Source organism: Nostoc sp. FACHB-888 (assembly GCF_014696655.1).
In the GTDB taxonomy this organism is placed as follows: domain Bacteria; phylum Cyanobacteriota; class Cyanobacteriia; order Cyanobacteriales; family Nostocaceae; genus Nostoc.
Map to the genome: position 1 here is coordinate 1 of NZ_JACJQM010000068.1, position 23,823 is coordinate 23,823.

Sequence of the window (23,823 nt, forward strand, 5' to 3'; positions counted from 1 at the left end):
GGATAACAATTATATGATTCAGGTTCTCAGTTGTTTCATTAACAATACATTAGATTCTTCTAATTCCTTATGTCAAGCCTGATTGAGATGCTCTTACCCTGCTTTAAAAAGCTATCTATTTATTACGGGTTGTGGGATCTCTTCTGCGTAAGTATTATGAATTTATCATTTGTCAGAAGATGCGATCGCGGCAAAGTATTACAGTGATTCAAACAAATGTATGAGAGTATACTTATTAACTTACCCAAAGACATAATTATGGTTTTTGCTGGCAAACGACCAAATAATTTAGGTATCAGCAACGGTAAATTAGCACCCTGCCCTAATTCTCCTAACTGCGTTTCTAGTCAGAGTACAGATGCAAGCCACAAAATTGCACCACTGACTTTTACATCTACCCCAGAAGAAGCAATCGCTAATCTTAAAGAGATTATTCAGTCCTTACCAAGAACTAAAATCATTAGCGAAAGCCAAGATTATTTATATGCAGAATTTAAAAGTGCCTTGTTAGGATTTGTGGATGATGTAGAATTCTATCTAGACCGAAATGCTAATGTAATCCAAGTACGTTCAGCTTCACGCTTAGGTCAGAGTGATTTAGGTGTAAATCGTCAACGAATAGAGACGATCAGAGGCAAATTAAATTAACATTCCCCCGCTATACCGCAAAGCGGTATAGCGGGAGATTCTTGCTTCTCAGAAACACAGTTTCAAAGGTTTGCTTTTTGGTCGAATAATAACCAATGGTTAACACCCATCAACTGGATGGTATTCTATTAAGCTTGAGGTTCATTTAGTGGGGAAGCATTTGATTACCTACTAACAGAAATCCCCCGATGGATCGGGGGCTAAAAGTCAGAAGATAATATTAAATGGCTTTGTTGCAATGCTAGCGTTCGTCTTGCTGAGAAAAATCTTTCAAAAGTTTGAATGCCCTTTAAAGAAGGAATGTGATAATCAACACAAATTAACGCCTCAATAAAACTTAATTTTTTTCATTATTGTCTTGTGATGATTCAGTAACAGCAAGATTGAACACAAATTGTCAAGAAAGAAATCTTAATGAGATTAGCTTTGAGGCTATTGACAATAAATTGCTATTATTGATATAGTTACCGCCCTGGAGCTAATAGCCTACCGTAGGGGTACAAGGATTTGCACCTTTCCAATGGTTTGTTGCCTGAGTATTGCTGTAATTCGTAAGATATAGTTTACCTAAATGTAAAACATAATTTTGTTACGCCAAGTCATCCTCTAGACATTTAATAGAATATTCTTTTTAGTAGATGTTTACACTCAGCATTAACTATAAATTAAAAGTACATAAAGATTATTTAATCCTTTCCTAAAAAAGTAGCTTTTTATGATATATACTGTAATTTTCTTTTTTGGCTACACTGTAATATCTGCGTTTTTCATTTCTCATATTGAATAATTGACTACACTTTCAGGCTGTTATTTGACTATTCTGTTTGTAAAATGAGTGAACCGACCGTAACTTCTTTTATATTATTCATTTGTAATTCGCATGACGAGTCAAGTTTCAGATGTGCAGACGACATCACCCGAGATCAGGCGCTTGACCTATTACATAGCATATTATCCTTCTTTTTCAATACCACTATTTTAGCTATGAGTATCAATATAAATAATTGTATCGCTGATTTAAAATTTGCTTGACTCAGCCAAAAGTATGATTATTTACTTCTCTACTTCCAGAAAGAGGAAATTATATTGCCAGTTTTTTAAGATGAACTATAAGTTTAAATAATTGGAGTAAGTTTATGCCTGATCAAACAACAAATGAATTGCCTGATGATATTAGAGAACAGTTGCCTGAACACGCACAGCAGATTTTTGCAGCAGCCTTAAGTGCTGCTCAAAGTAATGGTATGAGTGAAGAGGGTGCCCGTGAAGTTGCTTGGAATAGTGTAAAGAATGAATACCAACCAGGCGACGATGGCAAATGGCAGAGAAAGCCTGAAGACACTGCCATACATAATAAATCTGTTGTGTCTGGTGGCAATTGAGTAAATTGAAGCTCGACATAGGTATTTTTTGTTAGAGGTAAGGCAAAAATCTAAGGGGAATTCCATCTTTACAAAGCGGACATGGAATTTCCCTTTACTGTATGGTATTCAAATGTACGGAGCTTTTTCAGAAATCAAATATTATTCCTATATTATTTTTGTTTAACTCCTAATAATTTCTTCAGGTTTTAAGATTGATAGGTTAGGAAATAACATTACGAATTCCGCACAGTGTTACTAGCCTTCAATTTCGGGTAAGCAATCCGTTTGTGATGAAATTGCTGCCAAACATCCACAAATATCTGAGCAATTTGTGACATCTCTTCCCGTTTTAGCCCTGAATCTACGAGTTGATTGTCTTGCCATTTGGCACGCAGAATATTATTAAGCATTGCTAAAGCTTGTTCAGTTGAAACATCTTTAAGCGATCGCTTGTCTTCCATACGCTTACCTGAACTTGACGCTTCGAGCGATCGCAGCGCCGCTTCACAAGAATCTGCTAACATAACAATTCCGGTTTCCCGTGATTGGGGAATCGGGCCATCGTAGCGAAAATCTGCATCATCCACTGTTAAACTTGGATCTTCCTGAGCCATTTGCTGGGCTTGATGATGGAAATAGGCAATTAGCATCGTTCCCTGATGCTCTGGAATAAAAGCTTGAATTGCTGTCGGCAAAAGGTGTTTACGCGCCATCACCAACCCTTCAGTTACGTGCTTTTTGATAATTTCTGCACTCTTCCAAGGGTCTTTAATCTCTGTATCATGTTTATTCGGCCCCCCCATTTGATTTTCAATAAAGCCAAGGGGATCGTGCATTTTGCCAATATCGTGATATAATGTCCCAGCCCTGACTAGTTCAACATTGCATCCTAGTTCTTTGGCAGCAGCTTCGGCAAGGGTAGCCACAAGCAACGTATGCTGAAAAGTTCCCGGAGTCTCTGTAGCAAGTCGTTTTAATAAAGGGCGGTTAGGGTTCGCCAATTCCGCTAAACGGATTGGGGTAACTAAATCGAAAACTTTTTCTAGATAAGGACTCAAGCCTAAAGCTACAACACTCCAGCCTAAACCGGATAAAGCAAACAATCCGGCTTCTCGGAGAACAATATACCAAGTTGAACCAAATACTTGACCAATTAAGATTTTAACAAGAAGGTAAATGCCGCCCTGAGTTAAAGCGATGGCAACACCTAATAATGCCAATTCTTCACGCGATCGCAATCGTTGTGCTATGTAACTACCTAATATTCCTCCCCCTGCACCAGCTAAAAGTGCAGCCTTGCTTATATCCAAGCTAATAGCTAATATCGGCAACAGCAGTCCAACAACTGTCAAGCCCAAAGTGGGGCCATAGAAGCTTCCCAACAATAAACTAAGGGCACTCCAGGTGGTATAAGGCAATCCCATCGTTACCAACCCTGGCACACTCAAAGTCAGCAATAACACCAATAAACGATCGCGTTGTCGCAATTCGCAATTGACATGACGTTCTACCCAGACAAAAATGCCAATGGCGATCACAATAACGCCTGCTAACTTCGCCAACTCCCGCCATTTTACCTCCCAACTAACCAGGTGATAATACTCCAGCACCTCAAAGTTCCATGCAGTAATCTGCGCTCCTTTTTTGACAATCACCTCACCACGCCGCACCTTCACCATCACAGGTGGGACTCCAGTAGCAGCCTTTTGAGCATTTTCTCTGGTTTGTTCTTCATCTTTTTGCAGATTCGGCTTGAGTACAGCTAACAATAAGTTTTTTGCCAAAGGTTCAGCAGATTCTGGTATAAAGCTCTGCAATTGTAAACTCACTGCATCTTGTAAAATATTTTTTGGCAGTCCATGTGGGATGCCTTGGGTGAGAATCCGCTCTGCACTCTGATGGATTCCCATTTGTGTTTTTTCCCATTCCACATCTGACAAATCCAAAAAAAGAGATGCCTCATATACTGCTTCTGGGGTAACAGTCTCTAACTTTAAAAGTTTAGCAGTGGCTTGGGTATACCTTTGACGTATTTGGGAAATTTGAGCAATCACTAAAGACAAGTTTTTCTCAGAAGTTGTGAGGTAGTAAGATTCTAGTTCTCCTACTGCTTGGGTAAAGTCAGTGCTTTGAGAAAAATCAACTAGCTCTGTTTTCTGTGGTGTTACCTGGGGACTCTGGAAATCAGATTTGGATGGCGCGGTGCGCGGTTGGCGTTCTGGACTGAGTGCGGGGATGGATGATGGACGGGATGAAGTAGTGGTTTGTCCTATTCTTTTCTTATGCTGATTTTTACTATTTTCTACAGCTACTATCAGTGCTTGCCATTCCGAGTCTGGACAAGAGCGGAGGTAACGCTGGGTAGAGATGGACAAAACGACAGGATCAAAAAAAGGAAAAGCTCCAGCAACGGCGCGAATTTCGTTACCATCATCCAGAAGTTGTTGCAATTTTCTGTTGATTTGCTCATTCATTCGCGCATCAATCATCAACACTTGTAAGGAGCTTTTACTGACGGCTTTGCGCTCGGCTTCTGTTTTTTTCTGATCTTCGATGCTGGCTGTGTAAGGTGCTGTAATCGTCTGGGATGCAGTATTTCCTACTTGAAGTTGAGTTTGGTTGTAGAATTTATGTCCCGTAATACCTGTGAGGGACACTACAGCGATCGCTAAAATTACCAAAGAACGCTGTTCATGTACCCAATCTAAACAGACTGCATAAATACTACTCTTAGTTTTGAGCGATTTTGCCTTTGACTTGAACGCTCTTTCTTGTTTTCGACGTTCGCTTTTATGGTTGGTTTTTGTTAAAAATAAAATTACATTGTTAAAGATAGTCCTTAGAAGTTCCCTTCTATGAATTTTGCTTTTGGGACTTCTCATTAACTTTCCTTTACGGCGTAGTCCTTTGTACTGTCGCCGCCAGTGAGTTAATTGCTGGGTTAAGAACTGCAAAAATTGCTCTATTTTCATTATTTCTGCCTGCAATTGCTGACTTTGATAGCTCAAAATAAGACAATCATCAGGGAAGTTTGATCTGCGGCTGCTGCAACTAGGGTGGTGGAGGCTAATTAAAGCTGATTTACCACAATAGCTACCTGCATACTCAGGTTGAGATTTGCTGAAAATTTCTAGTATATAAGTTTTTTAGTTTTTGGCTAAATTTAGTAGTCTTCAGCGTTTAGTACCCGTACCATTGTTCGGTGAAAATAGCATTAACGCGACCGAATAACACGAGGAGCTGCGTAAACTGAAAGCAAAGCTACCTCACATCCCTCCTGTGCTACTAACTCCCTTGGATTTAAGGCAATATCATACACTCCCGACCACACTGCTACTAATGCATCGGTCAATTCTAACATTTGGGAAAAGCTACTTAGTCCCCATGTTGGAGAATTCCTTTGCAAGAGCAAGACTTGCCAATTTACGGGAATTGAGCCTATACCGTTATATGCTCCTGATAAAGCACCAGTAATTGCACCTGTAGCCTGTGAACTGAAAGGCGTAGCATCTTGCACTTTGAAATTGCCATTGTGAGTAGCCCGCAAAACTGCTAGGCGAAAGTCTTCCAAAGTACTCAAAAAGCAGTAGAATGCCATAGCAATAGTGTTACTGAGTTTTTCTTCCTTAGCAAACTCAGCTTGCGCCCTTGACAATCCAGCCCCTTGCTCTAATAAATTTTGAACTCTTAATAATTTTTTTGGTATTGATGTCGGTGTTTGTCCGAGAAAAGAAATTATTTGTGGAATGAGGGTTAGAGAGTTGAGTTTTTCAGTTAGGGCAAGAGATATCGCATATCCTACTGCTAGCGTTCCATCCCTTACTACTGGGTCATCCTCCCAGATTTTTAGAACGTTCAGCAAGTTTTTTTGGAGCTTAATAGGATTTTCGTGACAAAAAAGTGCTACTGGTAATGTCGCAAGAATTATTTTTATCGATATATCGTCAGTTGCTGCTAAATGAAGAGATTCTTGTTGCTGACGCGCTATCCAATCATCTAAATCTAATTTACCTAACGTAATCAAACTCTCAGTGCCTAGAACCGCCATTCTGCCCAAATCCAGACTACTCTGAGACTGTATATCACCAGTGGCTATTTCTCCCAGGAATGCTCCCAGTAAAGTGCCTCTAAACCGATTTATAGGAGAATGACGCATACAATTTTGGATTTTAGATTTTAGACTTTAGATTCAAGAATTTAATCTAAAAATCCAAAATTCAAAATCTAAAATCAATTTATTTTTCATGCTTATATGCTTCTTAAATGATTCACTAATGCCTGTAAGCCCAACAAGTAACTTTGTCCACCAAAACCACTTATTTGTCCGATCGCTACTGGGGCAATATATGAATGATGACGAAAATCTTCCCGGCGGTATATATTACTCAGGTGTACTTCGACTGTGGGCAAATTAACAGCAGCGATCGCATCTCGCAAGGCTACACTTGTGTGGGTATATGCCCCTGCATTAATTAAAATTCCTTGATGTTGTCCTAATGCGCCATGAATAGTATCTACTAAAATTCCTTCATGATTTGACTGCATAGAAAAAACTTTCGCCTGTAGCTTGAATCCTTCTTCTTCTAACAGGCGGTTAATTTCAGCTAGTGTCAACGCACCATAAATTCCTGGTTCTCGCTGTCCTAGCAAATTTAAGTTCGGCCCATGCAGTGCCAGAATGCTTAAGGGTTGCAATGTCGAGTTAAGCACTTTGAGCCTAGTGACGACGACGCGAGCGATCGTTCACAGGAATCGGAATCAGTTCCGGTTCCGGTTCCGCCTCTGGCCCTAACAGGCTCTCAATTAGCCTCCGTGCTAATTCCTTAACCTTTTCCAGCACCTTTTCTATATAGTCCATGAACTGACTGCTCCTGAGATACTACCTCAATTTTTGATTTACAGGTACGCAGAAAATAGTATTTTTTCGCACCTCTGGCTTCCAACCGGGCTGATAAAAACCCCGTATTTGGGACATAAGCCACTTCTAAAATTTGGCGTTGTGTTTTCCCTTACTTTTTAGAGTATCACACTTGCAAGCTAGTGTACTGCATCCTTGATAGGATGAATATCAAGGGTCAAGAGTTAAGAATCAGACTTTGGACTCTTGACTACGAATTTTAGACTGATAGATTTTAGATTTATTTCACCTACAGGGAGGAGCCACTGCGGTGGAAGATTTCCCTGGCATAAAGCAAGTGGCATCCGGGCATGAACCCCAAAACTCTATGAATCCAAAAAATTAGCTGACTTGCAATTAACTTTCTGTTGCCTTTTTTTTCGCAGCCGTCGTTGATGACTTAGCAGTTGACTTAGATTTAGAACTTGTTGATTTAGAACTTGTTGATTTACTAGTTTTGCGAGTCGATTTTGCTGTCGATGCTTTAGCTGCCAACAAGTTCAGCGCCTCAGTCAGGGTTATATCCTCTACTGTTTGACCTTCTGGAATACTCACATTAGTTTTGCCATGCTTAATGTAAGGGCCATAGGGGCCATCGTAAATGTTAATTTTTTCCTCATCGTCTGGATGAGTACCCAGTTCGCGTAAGGCTGCCTTTGACTTGCTGTTGGTAGAACTGCGTCCCTTTTTTGGCTCAGACAATAATTCTAATGCACGTTCTAAGCTAATTGTCAATACATTATCAACAGCTTTCAGGGAACGGTAATCTTTCCCCTCCTTACCCTGGTCATGAACCACATAGGGGCCAAAGCGTCCCAAACTTGCTTGGATTTTGCCGCCAGTGGCTGGATGAACTCCTAATGTCCGGGGTAGTGCCAACAGACCAACAGCCATTTCCAGGGTAACGGTTTCTGGGGTAACACCTTTGAGTAGGGAGGCTTGTTTCGGTTTGGGGTTTTCATCGGTTTTGTCACCCAATTGGACATAAGGCCCGTAAGCACCAATTTTTACATAAATCGGTTCGCCAGTTTCGGGATGCCGACCTACCTGGTCAGGGCCTGTGGTTTTTTGTCGCAGTAATACTTCTACTTGTTTGGGGTCGAGGTCGGCCGGTGTCAGGTCTTTAGGAATTGAGGCGGTGATAACTCCATCGCCATTTTCGACCTCAATGTAGGGGCCATATTTCCCAATGCGGACTTTGGCATCTAGATTCTCCAGTTCCACAGTCCTAGCTTTGGTGGCATCAATTTGACTTTCCTGTTCTTTTACTAGGGTTTCCAGCCCTTTATCTCCCAGATAGAATTGCTTTAAGTAGGGTAGCCATTTCGCTTCACCTGTGGCAATATCATCAAGGGTTTGCTCCATCTTCGAGGTGAAACTAGGATCAACGATGTCCGGGAAATGTTTTTCCAGTAAATCAGTGACGGCGAAAGCGGTGAAGGTAGGAATGAGAGCGTTACTCACCAAATGGGCATAACCCTTGTCGATGATTGTGCCAATAATGCTGGCGTAGGTACTGGGACGACCGATACCTTCGCTTTCCAAGGTTTTCACCAAAGTAGCTTCGGTGTATCTAGCTGGTGGTTGGGTTTCGTGCCCAACTGCTTCGAGTTCTGTGCAATTCGGATGATCTCCCACTTTCAGATTCGGCAAAATTACTTCCTGGTCTTCAAGTGCTGCTTCTGGGTCGTCTGAACCTTCGACGTAGGCGCGTAAGTATCCTGGAAATTCAATCCGTTTGCCAGAAGAACGGAATCCAGCATCCTCAACTTGCAATTGCACGGTAATTTGAGTTTGCCGGGAATCAGCCATTTGACAGGCAACAGTCCGCTTCCAAATCAAATCGTAGATAGCAAGTTCTCGACCGCCCAAAGGAGTTTCTTGGGGGGTGCGGAAGGTGCTACCTGCTGGACGAATTGCTTCGTGCGCCTCTTGTGCGCCTTTGGATTTGGTGGTGTATTGCCGGGGTTGGGGACTAAGGTATTGTTGACCGTAAAGCTTTTCTACAGAACTCCGAGCAGCTGCGATCGCTTGATCTGACAAATGCACCGAATCTGTCCGCATATAGGTAATATATCCCTGCTCGTACAAATTCTGGGCAACCCGCATTGTGTCACGGGCTGAGAGGCGCAATTTTCGGTTAGATTCTTGTTGCAACGTCGAGGTGGTGAACGGTGGCGACGGTTTGCGCGTCACTGGGCGTTCCTCCATGTCGGTGACACTCCAGGTTTTGCCAGTTAGGCGTTCCTTGAGTGCTACCGCTTGGTCTTCGTTGAGTAACAAGACATTGCGACCTGCGGTAATTTGTCCGGTCGCTGCGTCAAAATCACTGCCGTTAGCGATTTTGGTTCCTGCCAATGTTACCAACTGGGCACCAAAAGGGGTTTTTTCCTTTGACAAACTGGCTTTCAAATCCCAGTAGGTACCTTCATGGAAGGCGCGACGTTGGCGTTCTCTAGTAACTAAAACTCGCACGGCTACAGATTGCACTCGCCCAGCTGATAATCCCCAAGCGATTTTTTTCCATAGCAGGGGAGACAGGGTATAACCCACCAGTCGATCTAAAATCCGCCGCGTTTCTTGGGCGCGTACCAACTGCTCATCAATATTGCGGCAGTCTTTCAGAGCTTTTTTGATCGCCTCTTGGGTAATTTCGTGAAAGACCATCCGCTTAGTCGGAACTTTCGGCTTCAGCAATTGGTATAAATGCCAACTAATGCTTTCACCTTCCCGGTCTTCGTCCGTTGCCAGGATCAGTTCATCTACATCTTTGAGGGCATCTTTGAGCTGGGTAACAATTTTCTTTTTGTCTTTCGGGACAACATACACCGGTTCAAAGTCGGCGTCCACATTCACCCCTAGCTGCGCCCATGTTTCCCCTTTGACGGCAGCAGGAATTTCACTAGCCGACTGGGGTAGGTCACGCACATGACCCATAGATGCCTCTACCCGATAGCCTGCTGGCAGGTAGTTGCGAATGGTACGAGCTTTGGTTGGAGATTCGACAATGACGAGAGTTGACATGGAAATTTCAATAAAAAGAAGAGTTACTAAGCTAAACAGTCAAATTGAGGTAATTTTTGCAAATTGTCAAGACAAAAGGTCACGCTTAGGGCAGTGATTTAATCCTCACATAAACTGCCTGCTTAGGATAAAATCTGCTGAACTTATGGCCTAGTCTATCCCAGAGGTTAGGGGAGGGGAACGCTGGGTGTGAATTTCCAGCTATTTCAATCTTTAACTTATCTAACGCATAATTGGCGACTACAGTTTTCAAAATATCATTGGGCATGGGGCATAGTGCATGGGGCATAGGGCATAGGAGATGAGCAAGTAGGGGAAAGAAGGGGAGAATAACTATTTATTAATTGCCCAATGCCCAATTTCTAAGAGCTTGTGCCAAGATTAAACCAAACTTGAGAGCAAAAGCGAAGTTGGGTTTGTACCCATGTCAGGAAAGCAAAACCATGCAACCAATTCGTCAAGGTGATGTAATTTTACTGCCTGTGCAGCAAATTGAAGGACAAAAAATACCTCACTTAACTTTGGCAGAAGGCGAAGTTACAGGGCATAAGCATCGCATTACTGAGGGAAACGCAGAATTATACGAAAAAGATAGCACACTTTATTTACGTGTGTTCTCAGAGTCGGCATTGCTTGTCCATGAGGAGCATAAAGCTATTTCTATTCCCCAAGGTGACTGGATGGTGAAAATTCAGAGGGAATATGAGCCTGAAGGTTGGCGTTATGTCGCTGATTGAAAAGTTAACGCCTGAGCAAGAGGCTTTGATTCCAGTTTATAGGGAAAAGTGGAGAGCGCTCGCGCTTTCAACTGATCGAATTGATAGAGAGAAAGCAGGGGAAGCAATAAAAATAGTTTACGAAGTTATAGGCTTATCTAAACCGGAAATTTTATTTTTTGATAGCCCTCTTGCAGCTTTTAAAAGCGTTAATGCTAATTTAAAAAATAACTACAGCAATCTTGAAAAATATTGGTATCGATGGAATTTACCAAATTATCTGCTAAAAACATACCATGATTTGTTTATTAAGATACTGAATTTTTTAGGAGAGTTATTGTCTGAAGATTTATTTTCCTCTCTATCCAATGAACTTTACTTTGACTTAGATATATGTTTTTTCTTCTGGCAACAGGTAATACAGCATTTAATCACTCAAGAAGATATTCCTAATGAAGTTTTGAGCTTCTTAGAGAGCGATATGCGAGTGGAGCCTGAAGAATGGATACAAAGATGCTGTTTGATTGAAATTGGTTTTGTTATATTCAATGCACCTTACAATTCCAAAGGATGGCAGTTATTGCAAGGACTTGTTGAGAATTGTGGTTGGGTTTATCCTTTTAAGGAAATTTGTATAGTATGCGATCGCCCCCTTCATCTACGCTTCGACAATCAAAATCGCCTGCACGCTGAAGGCGAACCCGCCATTGAATTTATTGATGGATATAGCCTTTACTCCTACCACGGCGTAACTTTGCCTGAAAAATACGGTAAAATTCACCCGCAGCAATGGCAATCTCAATGGGTTTTAACAGAAGAAAATGCTGAACTACGTCGAGTGTTAATTCAGGGTATTGGTTACGCTCGAATTTGCCAAGAATTGCAAACTATTGAATTAGATAATTGGCAAGAATATACTCTATTAAAAATTGATAATAATGTGGATATCGAGCCGATTTATTTATTAAAAATGACTTGCCCTAGCACAAGCTCTATTCACGCCTTGCGAGTTCCACCTAATATGAACTCAGCGCGTGAGGCAATTCGTTGGGTAAATTGGGGAATTGATCCAGAAGAATTTGTTGTGCAAACCTGAGTTTACCAAGCCCAGCATTTGGATTGAGTTTTATTTTTGATATCACACAAAAAAAAGACGCAAATTTAACTTTTGCGTCTCCTTTAGAAATTTTGAAAATTAGAAACTGAATGTGGTTCTCAGTGCGCCAATTACAACATCATCGTTGTCATCGTTATGATCTGGCGATGTTAACCAGATGACTCCTGGGGTAATGGTGATATTGTCAGCCAACTTATACTGATAGAACGCCTCTAGATGATAGGATGTATCCTCATCTCTATCCAATCCTGCGATATTAGAACTTGTGACTCTTGGCTCTACACCAGCGATAATACCTGCTAAGTTACCTTCTTTACCAAGGTCGGGAAAGCCGAGGGTAACGGCATAGTTCCAAATGTCAACCTCTCCACGGTTTCCAGTCAATGTGCGGCTATTGGTGTATCCAGCCCAACCACCTAAGACTATGTTATTAGTGATGCCAATGGATGCTTGGACACCGTAAGAATTACTGGAAAATCGGGAATCTAACGTACCATCGGCATCTAAATCCAAGGGTGCGAGATTTGCTGCATTGCTACCAGTTAGTAGTGGTTGGTTGTAGGAATTGAGGTAAGTTAAACCAATAGTAATGCGATCGCTTGGTTTAACCGTCAACTGTGCCAACGCACCATAACTCCCATTAAACAAACCATTATTGGGTGTAGGGTCATTAGCTGTACCACTCAAATACCCTAGACTCAGTGCCAATTTGTCACTGAACTCGTGCGTTACTCCCAACCCCGCACCACCTATTTGGTAGTAAATTGGGTTGCGTGTACCAAAGGTGGATAAAGCACCAAAAGCGCCATCACCATCAAAGATATTAACAGTGGTGGTAAGGTCATCTGCTGCACCTGCGTTGGCAATAGCGATAACCTCTGTTTTTTCGCCCAAGGGAAATCTATAGAACAACGCATCTATAGCAGCATCAGTGGTACCATCACCAGCAAAAAATAAGTTGCCCTCTGGTGTACCAATGTTAGGGCTGAGAATATTATTAGCCTGGATTCTAGTGAACAATGTATCTCGCCCTGTGAAGCTGGTCACAAGTTCTATCCGCGCTCGTACCCCTAAAGTTGTATTCTCATCTGTAATTTCTGCACCGTTAACTGTATTTCCTGACAAAACATCGCTAACAACTGCGACTACTTGTCCTTGCAATTTGGTTGTGGTTGAAAACTGATTAGCTTCCAATTCAGCAGTGCGTGCTTCTACTGCATCCACACGACCTCGGAGTGTCGCCAGTTCGGCTGAAAAATCTTCTTGCAGCTTTTGTAATGTGGCTAAATCTTGTTTGCTAACTAAATCACCAGTGGCTGTAGCAATTAATTCGTTAACCCGATCAAGACAAGCATTCAAACCAGCAGCAAACTCATATCGCGTTAATGCCCGATTACCACGATAAGTGCTGTTTGGGTATCCTGCAATACACCCATAGCGCTCAACCAAGGACTGCAATGCTTGGAATGCCCAGTCGGTGGGTTGCACATCAGAAAATTGAGATACGGAGGTAACTTGCCCCGTTATCTGAGTTTCTGTATCTGGACTAGCTAAAATTTGCGGTTGATTAATTTCAGAAATGCTAGATGTTTCACCTGCAAATGCAGCAGGATTAAAAAATAGCATGACACCACATACTGCTGGACTAACTAGCAAATATTTACAGAATTTTTGCATTTTTCCCCTCACACTGAATCTCCAATTCACACCCAAAGCACGTTTTTTTTTACGTGTATTTTATGAAAACATTTGTCAGTAATCTTATCAGAAGTAAGCAAACTTTTTAACAAAAAAAGTCAAGAAATCCTAATTATTTAGGTAAAACTAAATTGCAGAGGGCTCTACCATCTGAAAAAGTTTTGTTGTTACTCATTACACAGAAAACTCAGAATGATATTATATGGATTGAATGAGAATGAGAATTATTATAGTATAAATTTAGAATAGGTCTTATTGTCAATAGGAATTGTGACAAAGGCAGACCTGTATCCATTTTGAGGAGAAAACCCCGTGATTGTAAATTGCAGAGGACTTAGAACGGGCAGCCAAAGAAGCAGCATCTTGTCCGTAATTGTTCTGTTAATGTTGTCAATGACAGCTGGCTGTAGCCAATCGAATCAGAATCAGGGAGCAACTACTGAACAGTCGTCACAAGCACAGACGACTGCATCCACCCCAGTAGCGCAGTTAGAAAAAACTAAAGTAGTGACAACATTTTTGCCGATATATTTATTTACTAAGGCAGTAGCTGGGAATGTGGCAGATGTAGAAATTCTAGTGCCACCTGGTACGGAGGTACATGAATATCAAGCGACACCAGAAAATGTCAAAGCGATAGCAACTGCAAATGTGTTAGTAAAAAATGGTTTAGGTTTGGAGGAGTTTCTGGAAAATACTGTTAAAAATGCCGAAAATAGTAAATTAACTGAAATTGATGCTAGTAAAGGTATTAAACCCTTAAATGAAATTTCACCTGTTGTGACGACCGAGGAGGAAAAAGACCACGACCATGAACACGCCCAAGGTAATCCCCACGTTTGGTTAGATCCAGTTTTGGCAAAACAGCAGGTAACTAATATTCGTGATGGATTGATTGCTGCCGATCCGGCGAATAAAGTTACTTATGAGGCCAATGCTGCGGCTTATATTAAAGAATTAGAAAGTTTAAACAGTGAATTTCGGCAGACTTTACAGAAAACTCCTAGTTGCACTTTTATTACTTTTCATGATGCGTTTTCATATTTAGCTCAACGTTATAACCTCAAGCAAGTTGCTGTGGTGCAAATTCCCGAAGATCAACTTTCACCAACGGATGTGCAAAATGCAGTTAATGCTGTGAAAAAATTCAAAGTTAAAGCTTTATTTAGTGAACCAGGAGTAGATAACAAACTCCTAACCAGCTTATCCAAAGATTTAAAATTAAATTTGCGGACGCTGGATTCATTGGAAACCGGCGAAACAGATCCACAGCATTATCTCAAGGCTATGAAAGCTAATTTACAAACTCTGGAAACAGCGTGTAAATAGGTTTATCATTTGTCCTTTATCCTTTGTGAAAACCAATGACCAATAACCAATGACCAATAACCAATGACCAATGACCAATGACCAATGACTAATGACATTGCTATTTTGAAAGTAGAAGGGTTAACTGTCTATCAAGGCAGCTATCTAGCTGTCCAAGATGTTTCCTTTGAATTATTGCCAGGAACAGATACAGCCATCGTTGGCCCCAATGGTGCTGGTAAAAGTACTTTGGTAAAAGCGGTTTTAGATTTGATCCCTCGAAGTGCTGGTACGATTGAAATATTGGGTCGTCCAATTGCAAGATTGGGGCGTTTACGTCACACGTTGGGCTATATGCCGCAAAACTTCATCTTTGACCGCAGCTTTCCCATTTCTGTCAGCGAGTTAGTGGGATTGGGATGGGACAAGGAAGGGAAAAGAGGAGATTTATTTTTTTCCAAGCTGTGGAGACAAGACCGAGAAAAATCGGCAGCAGTAGTAGAAGCTTTACGGCGAACTGATGCTTATCATTTACAGCATCAAGCTATTGGTACTCTTAGCGGTGGTCAACTCAAGCGGGTTTTATTGGCTTATTGTTTGGTAATGCCTCGCAAACTGTTGGTACTCGACGAAGCCTTTGCTGGTGTTGATGTGCAAGGTGCAGCAGATTTTTACGCTTTGCTAAATGAATTAAAGCGTGAGGAAGGTTGGACGGTATTGCAAGTTTCTCATGATATTGATATGGTAAATCGCCATTGCGATCGCGTGCTTTGCCTCAACCAAAGCATTGTTTGTACTGGTAAGCCGGAAATTACCCTTTCACCGCAAAACCTGTTAGCAACCTACGGTCCAGGTTTTAGCCGCTACCAGCACCAACATTAATGTCCATAAGTATGAATTTTTTCAATGATTGTCAGATAGCAAGGCTTGCGATCGCCAATAGTAGTGACTTGATAGAATTATTACAATTCCCCTTTATGCAGCGTGCGATCGCAGGTGCTGTGTTAATGGGAATACTTGGTGGGATGTTGGGCAGTTTTGTCACCTTGCGCCAGTTGTCTTTTTTCAGCCACGCGGTTGGTCATGCAGCATTAGTAGGTGTAGCGTTAGGTGTGCTGCTACAGATAAATCCGACTTGGATGCTGTTACCTTTTACCTTAGCTTTTGGTGTTATTGTCCTCTACTTCATCGACAAAACCGACTTAGCTAGCGATAGTGTACTTAGCATAGTGCTATCTGGGGCATTAGCGATCGGTGTGATTCTCACTAGCCTGATTAAAGGATATCGTGGGAGCTTGATGGCGGTGCTGTTCGGCGATATTCTAGCGATCGATGCCACAGATTTAATTTTGACGCTGCTAGTGCTTGTGGGAGGCAGCATATTTTTACTATCAACCCTGCGGCAGCAAATTTTATTGACCCTTAACCCCGATGTAGCGCAAGTTCAAGGTATTCCCGTCCAGTTGTACCGCTACGTGTTTGTGGTCTTGCTTTCACTCGCGGTTGCTGTAGCGATTAAAGCTGTCGGCGTTTTACTGGTGAACGCCTTTTTGGTCATTCCCGCCTCCACCGCCAAACTGATGAGTCACCACTTTAGCCGCTTTCTAGTCATGTCGGTGATAGTTGGTTCCATCAGCAGCATTGCTGGCATCATTGTGTCAGGTCTTTTCAACCTTGCTTCTGGCCCGAGTATTGTTCTTGTCCAGTTTCTGCTATTTGTAGCTGTTTTTATCTGGTTTAAGTTGAGGTTAAAAGCTGCATAAATCTTTTTTCTCCAAGGTCTTGCTATATTCTTGGATGTTTGCTACATTTATTAATCGTGGCTCACAAAAGCCCCAGCCGGGATAGCTCAGTTGGTAGAGCAGAGGACTGAAAATCCTCGTGTCACCGGTTCAAGTCCGGTTCCTGGCATACAAATAAATAGGTAAAAGCCTTGATATATCAAGGATTCAAGAAAACCACCCTAGTAAATTTAGAAAAACTAGTGGTGGTTTTTACATTTTTTAACTTGACTTTGACTATGAATTGACTATGATGATAGTAGAGCAGAGGTTTTCATAGTCAAGGTAAGAATATGGTAATGAAGTTAGAACATAAGGCATCTAAAGGTTCAGTCGGTGTCGAATCATTTCAAGAAAGACTCAGACTACGTTTACCACGTCACCTTTACAATGGGAAGCAAAAATATCTAACTCTGGGAATGGCAGATAATCCAGAGAATCGTAAGTTAGCAGAAGCTAAAGCAAAGCAAATTGAATCAGATATTGCATTTGAACGCTTTGACCCCACATTAGCTAAATATAAACCCCAAACTCATTTAACTCTGGTTGCACCTATAACAGAAGGTCAGCAACAAACAACATTGATCGAGTTATGGGATAAGTACACAGATTATAAGTCTAGAACTTTGAGTGTAACCACTATTAACAAGGATTATAAAAAAACTAAAAACCACATTGCTAGTTTACCAACACAGAAGCTTTCAGAAGCTGTAATAATCAGAGACTTCTTACTCAAGACGTTAACACCTAATGCAACAAAGCGTGTCCTGACTCAATTAAAAGCTTGTTGTGATTGGGCAATAGATTCTGAGTTGATTAGTAGTAACCCTTTTGTGGGGATGTCACAGAAGGTAAAAGTAGCTATAAACGATGAAACTATCAACCTATTTAACAAAAGTGAGCAAGAACAAATTATCGCGGCTTTTGAGAGAAATACATACTATAGTCATTACACAAACTACGTTAAATTTTTGTTCATGACAGGTTGCAGAACTTCTGAAGCTATAGGTTTAACTTGGGGTCACATCAATGGTAATCTAACTCTAATTACCTTCTGTGAAGCTGTAGTAGAAGGGAATCGTAAAGATACTAAAACTCATAAAAGTCGCAAATTTCCTGTTAATCAATCACTTAAAGAGTTGTTAGTTTCCATTAAACCAAGTAATGCTAATGCAGATACACCAGTCTTTAAAGCACCCAAAGGTGGTTTAATCGATGCTCACAATTTCCTTAATCGAGCTTGGAAAACTGTACTATCTGAGTTAAATATTCCTTACCGTCCCCAATACCATACACGACATAGCTTTATCACAAATTGCTTAGAAGCTGGTATCAGTGTGGTACAGGTTGCTAAATGGGTAGGTAATTCACCAGAGATAATAATGAAACACTATGCAGGGACAATAAGACAAGTACAAGTACCAGAACTATAATTGTATCCATCATACTCGCACTATCAGCACTCCTAATATATACAGTAGCAAGGGATAGTAATCACACAATACTATCCTTTTTTCTTACCTCATGTAACATCTAACAGTTATTTCATCTAATGGCACTCTAACACATTAACTAAGTTACTATAAATAACTTATTGACTATAGGACAACTAAGTTTAATAGATAATTGTATTTACCTTATTTGCACTAGTTAAATCAGCAATAGATATGATAGGTATCTTAAATAATATTTCATATAATTATCTTGAATAAACTTCATTTGACTATGATTATATACAGTTACCTTAATTAATATATTTACTTCTACTTTAAGTAATAGGTCTAGAAATACTTAATATAATTGCATAAATGATTGTAGTTGCATTAATAACAAACTAGATAAATAACATAGGCTAATTCATGTATCTTATTTATTACTATACATAATAAGTTGTATAGAGTAAGAAAGAGTAAGAAAAATATGACTAATGCAATTAAAATAACTACCTTAATCGCGCTAAAAATCATTAAAAAATACTGATAAGCAAAATAACGAAAGATATTATATCAAAGGAGAAAATTGTAATCAGTTATTTTTTAAAAAGTATACACAAACAGTTTTTTCTTGCTTACAATATCAGCATGAGGCTAAAAAAACTCATAGAACCAGAACCTCGAAAACCGAATATCTAAGACGCTCTGAGGTAACAGAGGCATCGACTAGTCAAGGATGCCAACGGTAGGTAAAAAACGGGCTGAGGATATTCTGCATAGTACCTAACCACACATTCTGAGGAAGTCTGTTTAGGTCGTATTCATTCAAATTAATTATTAACCATAACAACAATGCCAAAAATCACAGATAAACCTCTAAACCATATAGTTAGTACTCGATTAAATAATAAAGATTATGAGCAGTTAGTGAATATAGCAAAACTTCATAAGCTTACAAATACAAGCTTAATAAGGAAGTTAGTTATAGAATGCCTCAAACAAAACTATGTAATTGATAACTTATCTAATTAAATGAAAAGCACTAGATTCAGCCGCCTAATGCTTTTGATTACTATGACCAATTATTTTTATATCTATATTTTAATTATGACTGATTATAATCAAACAAGACAAATCATAGAAGAAAAATTTATCTCTAGATTAAGCTGGCACAAAACCAATCAAGATGTCTATTTAGATGGGGAATTATTTGATATCGCTAAATTCCGCGCTGAGGTTGCAAAAGAACATAATGTAGTTTTGGATAATGATAAATACATTCATGAGCTAACCCGTCTTTGCAGTCTTAATAATCCCTTTTCTCCCATAGAAGATTATTTAAATGAATGTTTTTCTAATTATCAAGATACAAACTATAAGGACTTATTCAGAGACATCAATGAACAAGTTTTGCATATCGACCCTGATTCAATTGAGGCACTATACTTACCTAAAACTTTAGTAGCAGCAGTCAAAAGAATATATGAACCTGGATGTCAACATGATTCTGTGTTGATACTTAACAGTGAAAAACAAGGATTCTACAAAACCTCTTTCTTTAGAGAATTAGCTAGTACAGATTGGTTTGAAACCATCAATTTCGCTAGTTATAGCAAAGATGAATTAATGGTATGTCATAGTAAATGGATTTTGGAATTAGGAGAATGCGAACAGACTATTAAACCTTACGCTATGTCTAAACTTAAAGCATTTATTACCAAAACATCAGATTCATTTAGAAAACCTTATGCTGCAACTAATGTTACGTTACAAAGACAATTTATTCTTGTAGGTACTACTAATAAAGATAAGATTTTACACGATCCTACTGGGAATAGAAGATTTTGGATTGTTGAAATTAATCAGAAAATAGATATTGATTGGATTAAGCAAAATAGAGATTTAGTTTGGGCGGCAGCAGTATTAGCTTATAAAGATAACTATTCTACTTATTTGAATGAGACTGAACAAGAATTAAGTAATTCTATTAACTCTAGCAAGTATAAAGTTGAAGATATGTGGACAGATATAGTAACTAATTGGGCGTTAGATCAAACAACACCTTTTACTCTGTCTGATATTTTAACTAAGGCTCTGAATAAAGAACCTAAAACCTGGAAACGTCCAGATGAAAATAGAGTAACTGGGATACTACAATCTTTAGGCTTTGAAAAACCTAAAAATACTACTAGGGTTAACGGTAAGGGGGGTAAATATTATTATCCAATTACCAATAATATCTTAGATAAAGTAGCCAGCTAATAATTCAGTTACACTTAGTTACAGGCTGAAACTCATATTATATAAGGGTTTCAGCTTTTTTGTAACCATGTAACCATGTAACCAATAATTTATAAACTTTTTTCAATATCTGTACTGACTCTTGATTCATCCACATTTACTAAAGAGTTTGATAAAAGTCAGTTACATTAGTTACAGTTACACATTAACTTGAAACCTAGTTATTGCAAGGTTTTCAGCCATTATTGTAATTCTAGTGAGTTACATTGTAGTTACATCAGTTACAACCACTAAAAGAAATATGTTGGTAAACACCAGTATAATAAGTAACTCTACTCAGGTAGATCCTAAGTATTAGCAGTTAATCTCATAATAATGAGAGTATCACTAAGATCAATTGAATATGGATATTGCAAGAGCAATGGCTTTAGGTGGTCAAATAGTTTATGCAGATAATTGTGATTTTTATTCCTCTGACAAACTAAAGTTACTTTGTAATGTATGTAGAGAACCTGTTTATTTAAGAAAGGGTGATATTAGAAAACCTTATTTTGCTCACCATCATGCTACTAGTTCTAGACAATTAGAAGAATGTGAACTGAGAGCATCAATTTATAGTAAGAATACACAAATAAATAGTTTTATTCAAGATAGGGGACAAAGATTAGAAATATTTCAACAGCACTTCATAAGTATGATTTATGTGGGGCAAGAAAAAATTGTTAATGATGTGAAATTTAATAACTGGATTGATTCAATAAAACAAAATTATAATCTGGCAATTAATAACATTACTAATGATTGTATAGAATATTTTTTAAAATATCACAACAAAATAAAGCAAAGATATGTTATTCCATTAAAAAATGTAAAAGATAAACAAATCTTGTTTCAACAGCAAATAGCTTTCGAGGCAATAAATTATTTGTGCGTTAAATCTAGTTATAAATTGCTTCAATACATAATAACTTACAGTATGTATCAGTTATATAAACATGGTAAAAACAATTTGTTGGAACAAGATATTACAAAAAAAATATAGTTACTATTTGCGATTTTGCTATAAAGTTAGTATTAAACAATCCTTGGACAAAACAATTTGAATCAATACAAAATAAACCAGACAATTATAATTACTCAAATTTAGTTAGTGAAAGTAGAAGATACTATGATAGTAAAGATGGTGGATTTAATAAAACTAGAGTAAGTTCCCTAATTCAACTTGATAAAACAGATATCAACGATCGCCAAAAACCCACTACCACTAATCGTATTGCATCTGGTTTATTAGGTAACTGGTCACAACCATTTTTCTTACAATTGGAACCCGGTCAGTATTTGGCAGATAAGTTAGGCACACAAGCTATACAGTATCAAGTAGCCATAGAAAACGGACTAATGATACTTTATACCCTAGATAAAAACTTCGTGCGTAGTGAAGCTATTAAAGCAGCGCATCGTAAAAAATCATTCTCTCAAAATATGACACAAGAGAGAACAAAGTTATTAACAATAGGTACTGTAGAAATCAGTGAAATTACAATCAGTAAGTGGATAGCTACTCAACCACAATATGAGCAATTATCTAAATTACTGAACAAATCAACCAATTTACCAAGTGAAGTAAGAAAACAATACAATGGTTTATTTCTTACTAACACTACACTATCTATAGGTGATAGAGTACTTTGCAACAAAGTACTACAGGGTAACAAAATAGTAGTTAAGTCTCAACTCAACCAAAGTTATATGTTAGATCACAATCAACCTAAAACAGAGTGCATCTGGCTTGACCAGTTACGTAACGATATTACTAAGAAAATGTTACAATCTAACGCACAACACGTTAAAACTACAGTTGAGAATTACGTAGTTAACAATTCAGATAGTCAAATACACAAAGCAGTACACGACGTTAAGAAATTACAACAATCTGCTAGAAGTGCTGTAAGACAACATCAACCTAGTGCTAGTGACTCTGATATAGCTAGATTAGCTATGTTAATCACTGAGTACATTGTTACTAAACTCAACTTAAACAAATCTCAAGCGGTTGATTTATTGATGAACTTGAAAAAAGATGTTAACCAATACATCAAAATTAGAGACTTAGTTATAAAACCAGAATTGGGTCATCTAAAGTAAGTTTTAACACCAAGCGCGCTTTTCTATAGATAAAATGAGTATTGTTTCTATATCTACCTATCTGATGATTAAGATGATAATTTAAATATAATAATTATCGTACATTATCTATAGTAAGAAAAATAGGTTATATATCTATTAATATATGGATTAATGTGTATATTATATATATGATATTATTTAAACTCAGTTATAGCTGATTAGGATTAGTGTACTTGCGGCTCAATACGATTAATTATTTTAACTTTTCTTTTCACTAAGTTAATTAACCTTAAGTAATGTTACTTTAGCCAGTAATGTAGTAGTTTGGATATATGTTAAGAAAACCTCTAATTTGTCTAGATGCTTTAGTATATCTCTTACTTTATCGTGGGTATTAGATGTACTGTTATATGATTTAATTCATTTGTTCTTGTTGCCTTTATGTCTACTGCGTATAAAGTTAATATGTAAGTAACGAGATAGTAGAAAGTTTTCCGCCTCCTGGCATTTACTACATACTTGAAAAGCTTTTATTTATTAATTATTTCATAAAAAAACCACTAGGTTTCTAGTTTTTGCTAGTGGTTGTTTCTTACATTTTTTAATTTGACTTTTACGCTCAAAGCTAAATAATCGAGAATAAAATTACGTGCTATTTTTTAGTTTTAACTCCGCCTAATGTAGTAATGCACAATCCCATTTTTAATTCAGCAGAGTACTATAATCAGTTACCAAAGAATATCTAAAGGTTCTGGTTTCTTTTTCAGTTTAACCTGAAACACCTCATCAGATATAACGAGGTAGTGAACTCCAAAGACTAATGCCACAATAGCAGGGATATAAGTCCAGCAAAACAGTATGCAAATTAAACCCCATCCCCATGCACCTAGATAGAAATAATGAACACCAACATTACCTAGTAATATTGCTAAAATACCTGCCGTAACTCTAGATTTTGTAGCTTTGATTTTTTGAGATGAAGTAGGATCTGCATAAATTGCAAAAGCTTTACTACCATCTGTATCAAAATCAACTCTATTACCTGCTTCTGGAGCCGTAGCTAGGTTCCAATCTGAGCCTGTGAATTCATATCTCTTTCCATTATCTGCTGAGATAAATCCCTGGTTCGCTTGGATAGAAAAGTCGAGAACTGTACCTTGCATATAGAAATAGTATTTAAACTTTATCCGTAAATAATATTACCTTTTAAAGAGGTTTAGTTCAGGGATTACACTTAAATACTTACTCAAAACCTAATTTATGTAAGCTATGCCTGAGAATAACTGGATACAACAGTAAACTACTATAGCTATTGCTAACGATAAAACTGGGGAATGGTTGTTTCTTACGTTTCGATTGTTGAATGATTAGCCTTGATAGCATTTAAGCTTTAATACCTAGCTCTACAATTCCCTATAACAAGCGATATGAAACTTAAGCTTGCATTCTACATGGGACTGAAAATAGAG

General features: G+C 38.6%; 19 protein-coding genes and 1 tRNA gene. 13 read left to right on the forward strand and 7 right to left on the reverse strand.

Going from position 1 to position 23,823, the window contains the following annotated elements:
• Positions 1-258 precede the first annotated feature (258 nt).
• The 3 genes from H6G26_RS27485 to H6G26_RS27495 all read left to right on the forward strand — a co-directional run bounded on the left by H6G26_RS27485 (position 259) and on the right by H6G26_RS27495 (position 2,030).
• On the forward strand, positions 259-648 hold the full coding sequence (locus tag H6G26_RS27485; RefSeq protein WP_190733159.1) for a DUF1499 domain-containing protein: 390 nt from the start codon (positions 259-261) through the stop codon (positions 646-648).
• Positions 649-1,528: 880 nt separating this feature from the next.
• Entirely contained in the window at positions 1,529-1,630 is a 102-nt protein-coding gene (locus H6G26_RS42890) for a DUF1345 domain-containing protein (protein WP_242053901.1), read from the forward strand.
• A gap of 154 nt (positions 1,631-1,784) precedes the next feature.
• Complete coding sequence (locus tag H6G26_RS27495) at positions 1,785-2,030, forward strand: ChaB family protein (protein ID WP_190733161.1); 246 nt, start codon at positions 1,785-1,787, stop codon at positions 2,028-2,030.
• A gap of 215 nt (positions 2,031-2,245) precedes the next feature.
• On the opposite strand, the gene H6G26_RS27500 is transcribed toward H6G26_RS27495, so the two are convergent.
• The 5 genes from H6G26_RS27500 to topA form a co-directional block, all read right to left on the reverse strand.
• On the reverse strand, positions 2,246-4,984 hold the full coding sequence (locus H6G26_RS27500) for an HD family phosphohydrolase (RefSeq protein WP_190733163.1): 2,739 nt from the start codon (positions 4,982-4,984) through the stop codon (positions 2,246-2,248).
• A 242-nt stretch (positions 4,985-5,226) separates the two neighbouring features.
• Positions 5,227-6,168 (reverse strand): ADP-ribosylglycohydrolase family protein, encoded by a 942-nt coding sequence (locus H6G26_RS27505; protein WP_190733165.1) that lies wholly within the window; start codon positions 6,166-6,168, stop codon positions 5,227-5,229.
• Between the two features lie 92 nt (positions 6,169-6,260).
• On the reverse strand, positions 6,261-6,707 hold the full coding sequence (gene aroQ, locus H6G26_RS27510) for a type II 3-dehydroquinate dehydratase (protein WP_190733202.1): 447 nt from the start codon (positions 6,705-6,707) through the stop codon (positions 6,261-6,263).
• 22 nt (positions 6,708-6,729) lie between these two features.
• Positions 6,730-6,870: a hypothetical protein gene (locus H6G26_RS27515; RefSeq protein WP_167407621.1), complete on the reverse strand. Its 141-nt coding sequence runs from the start codon at positions 6,868-6,870 to the stop codon at positions 6,730-6,732.
• A 396-nt stretch (positions 6,871-7,266) separates the two neighbouring features.
• Complete coding sequence (topA, locus tag H6G26_RS27520) at positions 7,267-9,933, reverse strand: type I DNA topoisomerase (protein ID WP_190733167.1); 2,667 nt, start codon at positions 9,931-9,933, stop codon at positions 7,267-7,269.
• A 344-nt stretch (positions 9,934-10,277) separates the two neighbouring features.
• On the opposite strand from topA, the gene H6G26_RS27525 reads away from it, so the two are divergent.
• Positions 10,278-10,670 (forward strand): hypothetical protein, encoded by a 393-nt coding sequence (locus H6G26_RS27525; RefSeq protein WP_242053903.1) that lies wholly within the window; start codon positions 10,278-10,280, stop codon positions 10,668-10,670.
• Positions 10,657-11,745 (forward strand): DUF6745 domain-containing protein, encoded by a 1,089-nt coding sequence (locus H6G26_RS27530; protein WP_190733171.1) that lies wholly within the window; start codon positions 10,657-10,659, stop codon positions 11,743-11,745. Before H6G26_RS27525 ends, H6G26_RS27530 begins: the two co-directional genes overlap by 14 nt.
• Before the next feature lie 99 nt (positions 11,746-11,844).
• Here the strand turns inward: H6G26_RS27530 and H6G26_RS27535 are convergent, their stop codons facing one another.
• Complete coding sequence (locus tag H6G26_RS27535; protein WP_190733177.1) at positions 11,845-13,443, reverse strand: iron uptake porin; 1,599 nt, start codon at positions 13,441-13,443, stop codon at positions 11,845-11,847.
• Positions 13,444-13,848: 405 nt separating this feature from the next.
• Here H6G26_RS27535 and H6G26_RS27540 point away from each other — a divergent pair, with 405 nt between their 5' ends.
• The 8 genes from H6G26_RS27540 (at position 13,849) to H6G26_RS27575 (ending at position 22,372) form a co-directional block, all read left to right on the forward strand.
• Positions 13,849-14,793: a metal ABC transporter substrate-binding protein gene (locus H6G26_RS27540; protein WP_190733204.1), complete on the forward strand. Its 945-nt coding sequence runs from the start codon at positions 13,849-13,851 to the stop codon at positions 14,791-14,793.
• 84 nt (positions 14,794-14,877) lie between these two features.
• Positions 14,878-15,654, forward strand: a complete 777-nt coding sequence (locus tag H6G26_RS27545; RefSeq protein ID WP_190733179.1) for a metal ABC transporter ATP-binding protein — start codon at positions 14,878-14,880, stop codon at positions 15,652-15,654.
• An 11-nt stretch (positions 15,655-15,665) separates the two neighbouring features.
• Positions 15,666-16,535, forward strand: a complete 870-nt coding sequence (locus tag H6G26_RS27550; protein WP_190733182.1) for a metal ABC transporter permease — start codon at positions 15,666-15,668, stop codon at positions 16,533-16,535.
• 75 nt (positions 16,536-16,610) lie between these two features.
• Positions 16,611-16,683, forward strand: a tRNA-Phe gene (locus H6G26_RS27555).
• Between the two features lie 169 nt (positions 16,684-16,852).
• Entirely contained in the window at positions 16,853-17,986 is a 1,134-nt protein-coding gene (locus tag H6G26_RS27560; protein WP_190733184.1) for a site-specific integrase, read from the forward strand.
• Between the two features lie 1,032 nt (positions 17,987-19,018).
• Entirely contained in the window at positions 19,019-20,248 is a 1,230-nt protein-coding gene (locus H6G26_RS27565) for a VapE domain-containing protein (RefSeq protein ID WP_206757559.1), read from the forward strand.
• A 382-nt stretch (positions 20,249-20,630) separates the two neighbouring features.
• The gene (locus H6G26_RS27570; RefSeq protein ID WP_190733188.1) at positions 20,631-21,269 is read left to right on the forward strand and encodes a competence protein CoiA family protein; all 639 of its coding nucleotides are present in this window, start codon (positions 20,631-20,633) and stop codon (positions 21,267-21,269) included.
• A gap of 296 nt (positions 21,270-21,565) precedes the next feature.
• Positions 21,566-22,372 carry a hypothetical protein gene (locus tag H6G26_RS27575; protein WP_190733190.1) on the forward strand — a complete coding sequence of 269 codons (807 nt, stop codon included), beginning with the start codon at positions 21,566-21,568 and terminating at the stop codon, positions 22,370-22,372.
• Positions 22,373-23,082: 710 nt separating this feature from the next.
• On the opposite strand, the gene H6G26_RS27580 is transcribed toward H6G26_RS27575, so the two are convergent.
• Entirely contained in the window at positions 23,083-23,517 is a 435-nt protein-coding gene (locus H6G26_RS27580) for a TM2 domain-containing protein (RefSeq protein ID WP_190733192.1), read from the reverse strand.
• Between the last annotated feature and the right edge of the window lie 306 nt (positions 23,518-23,823).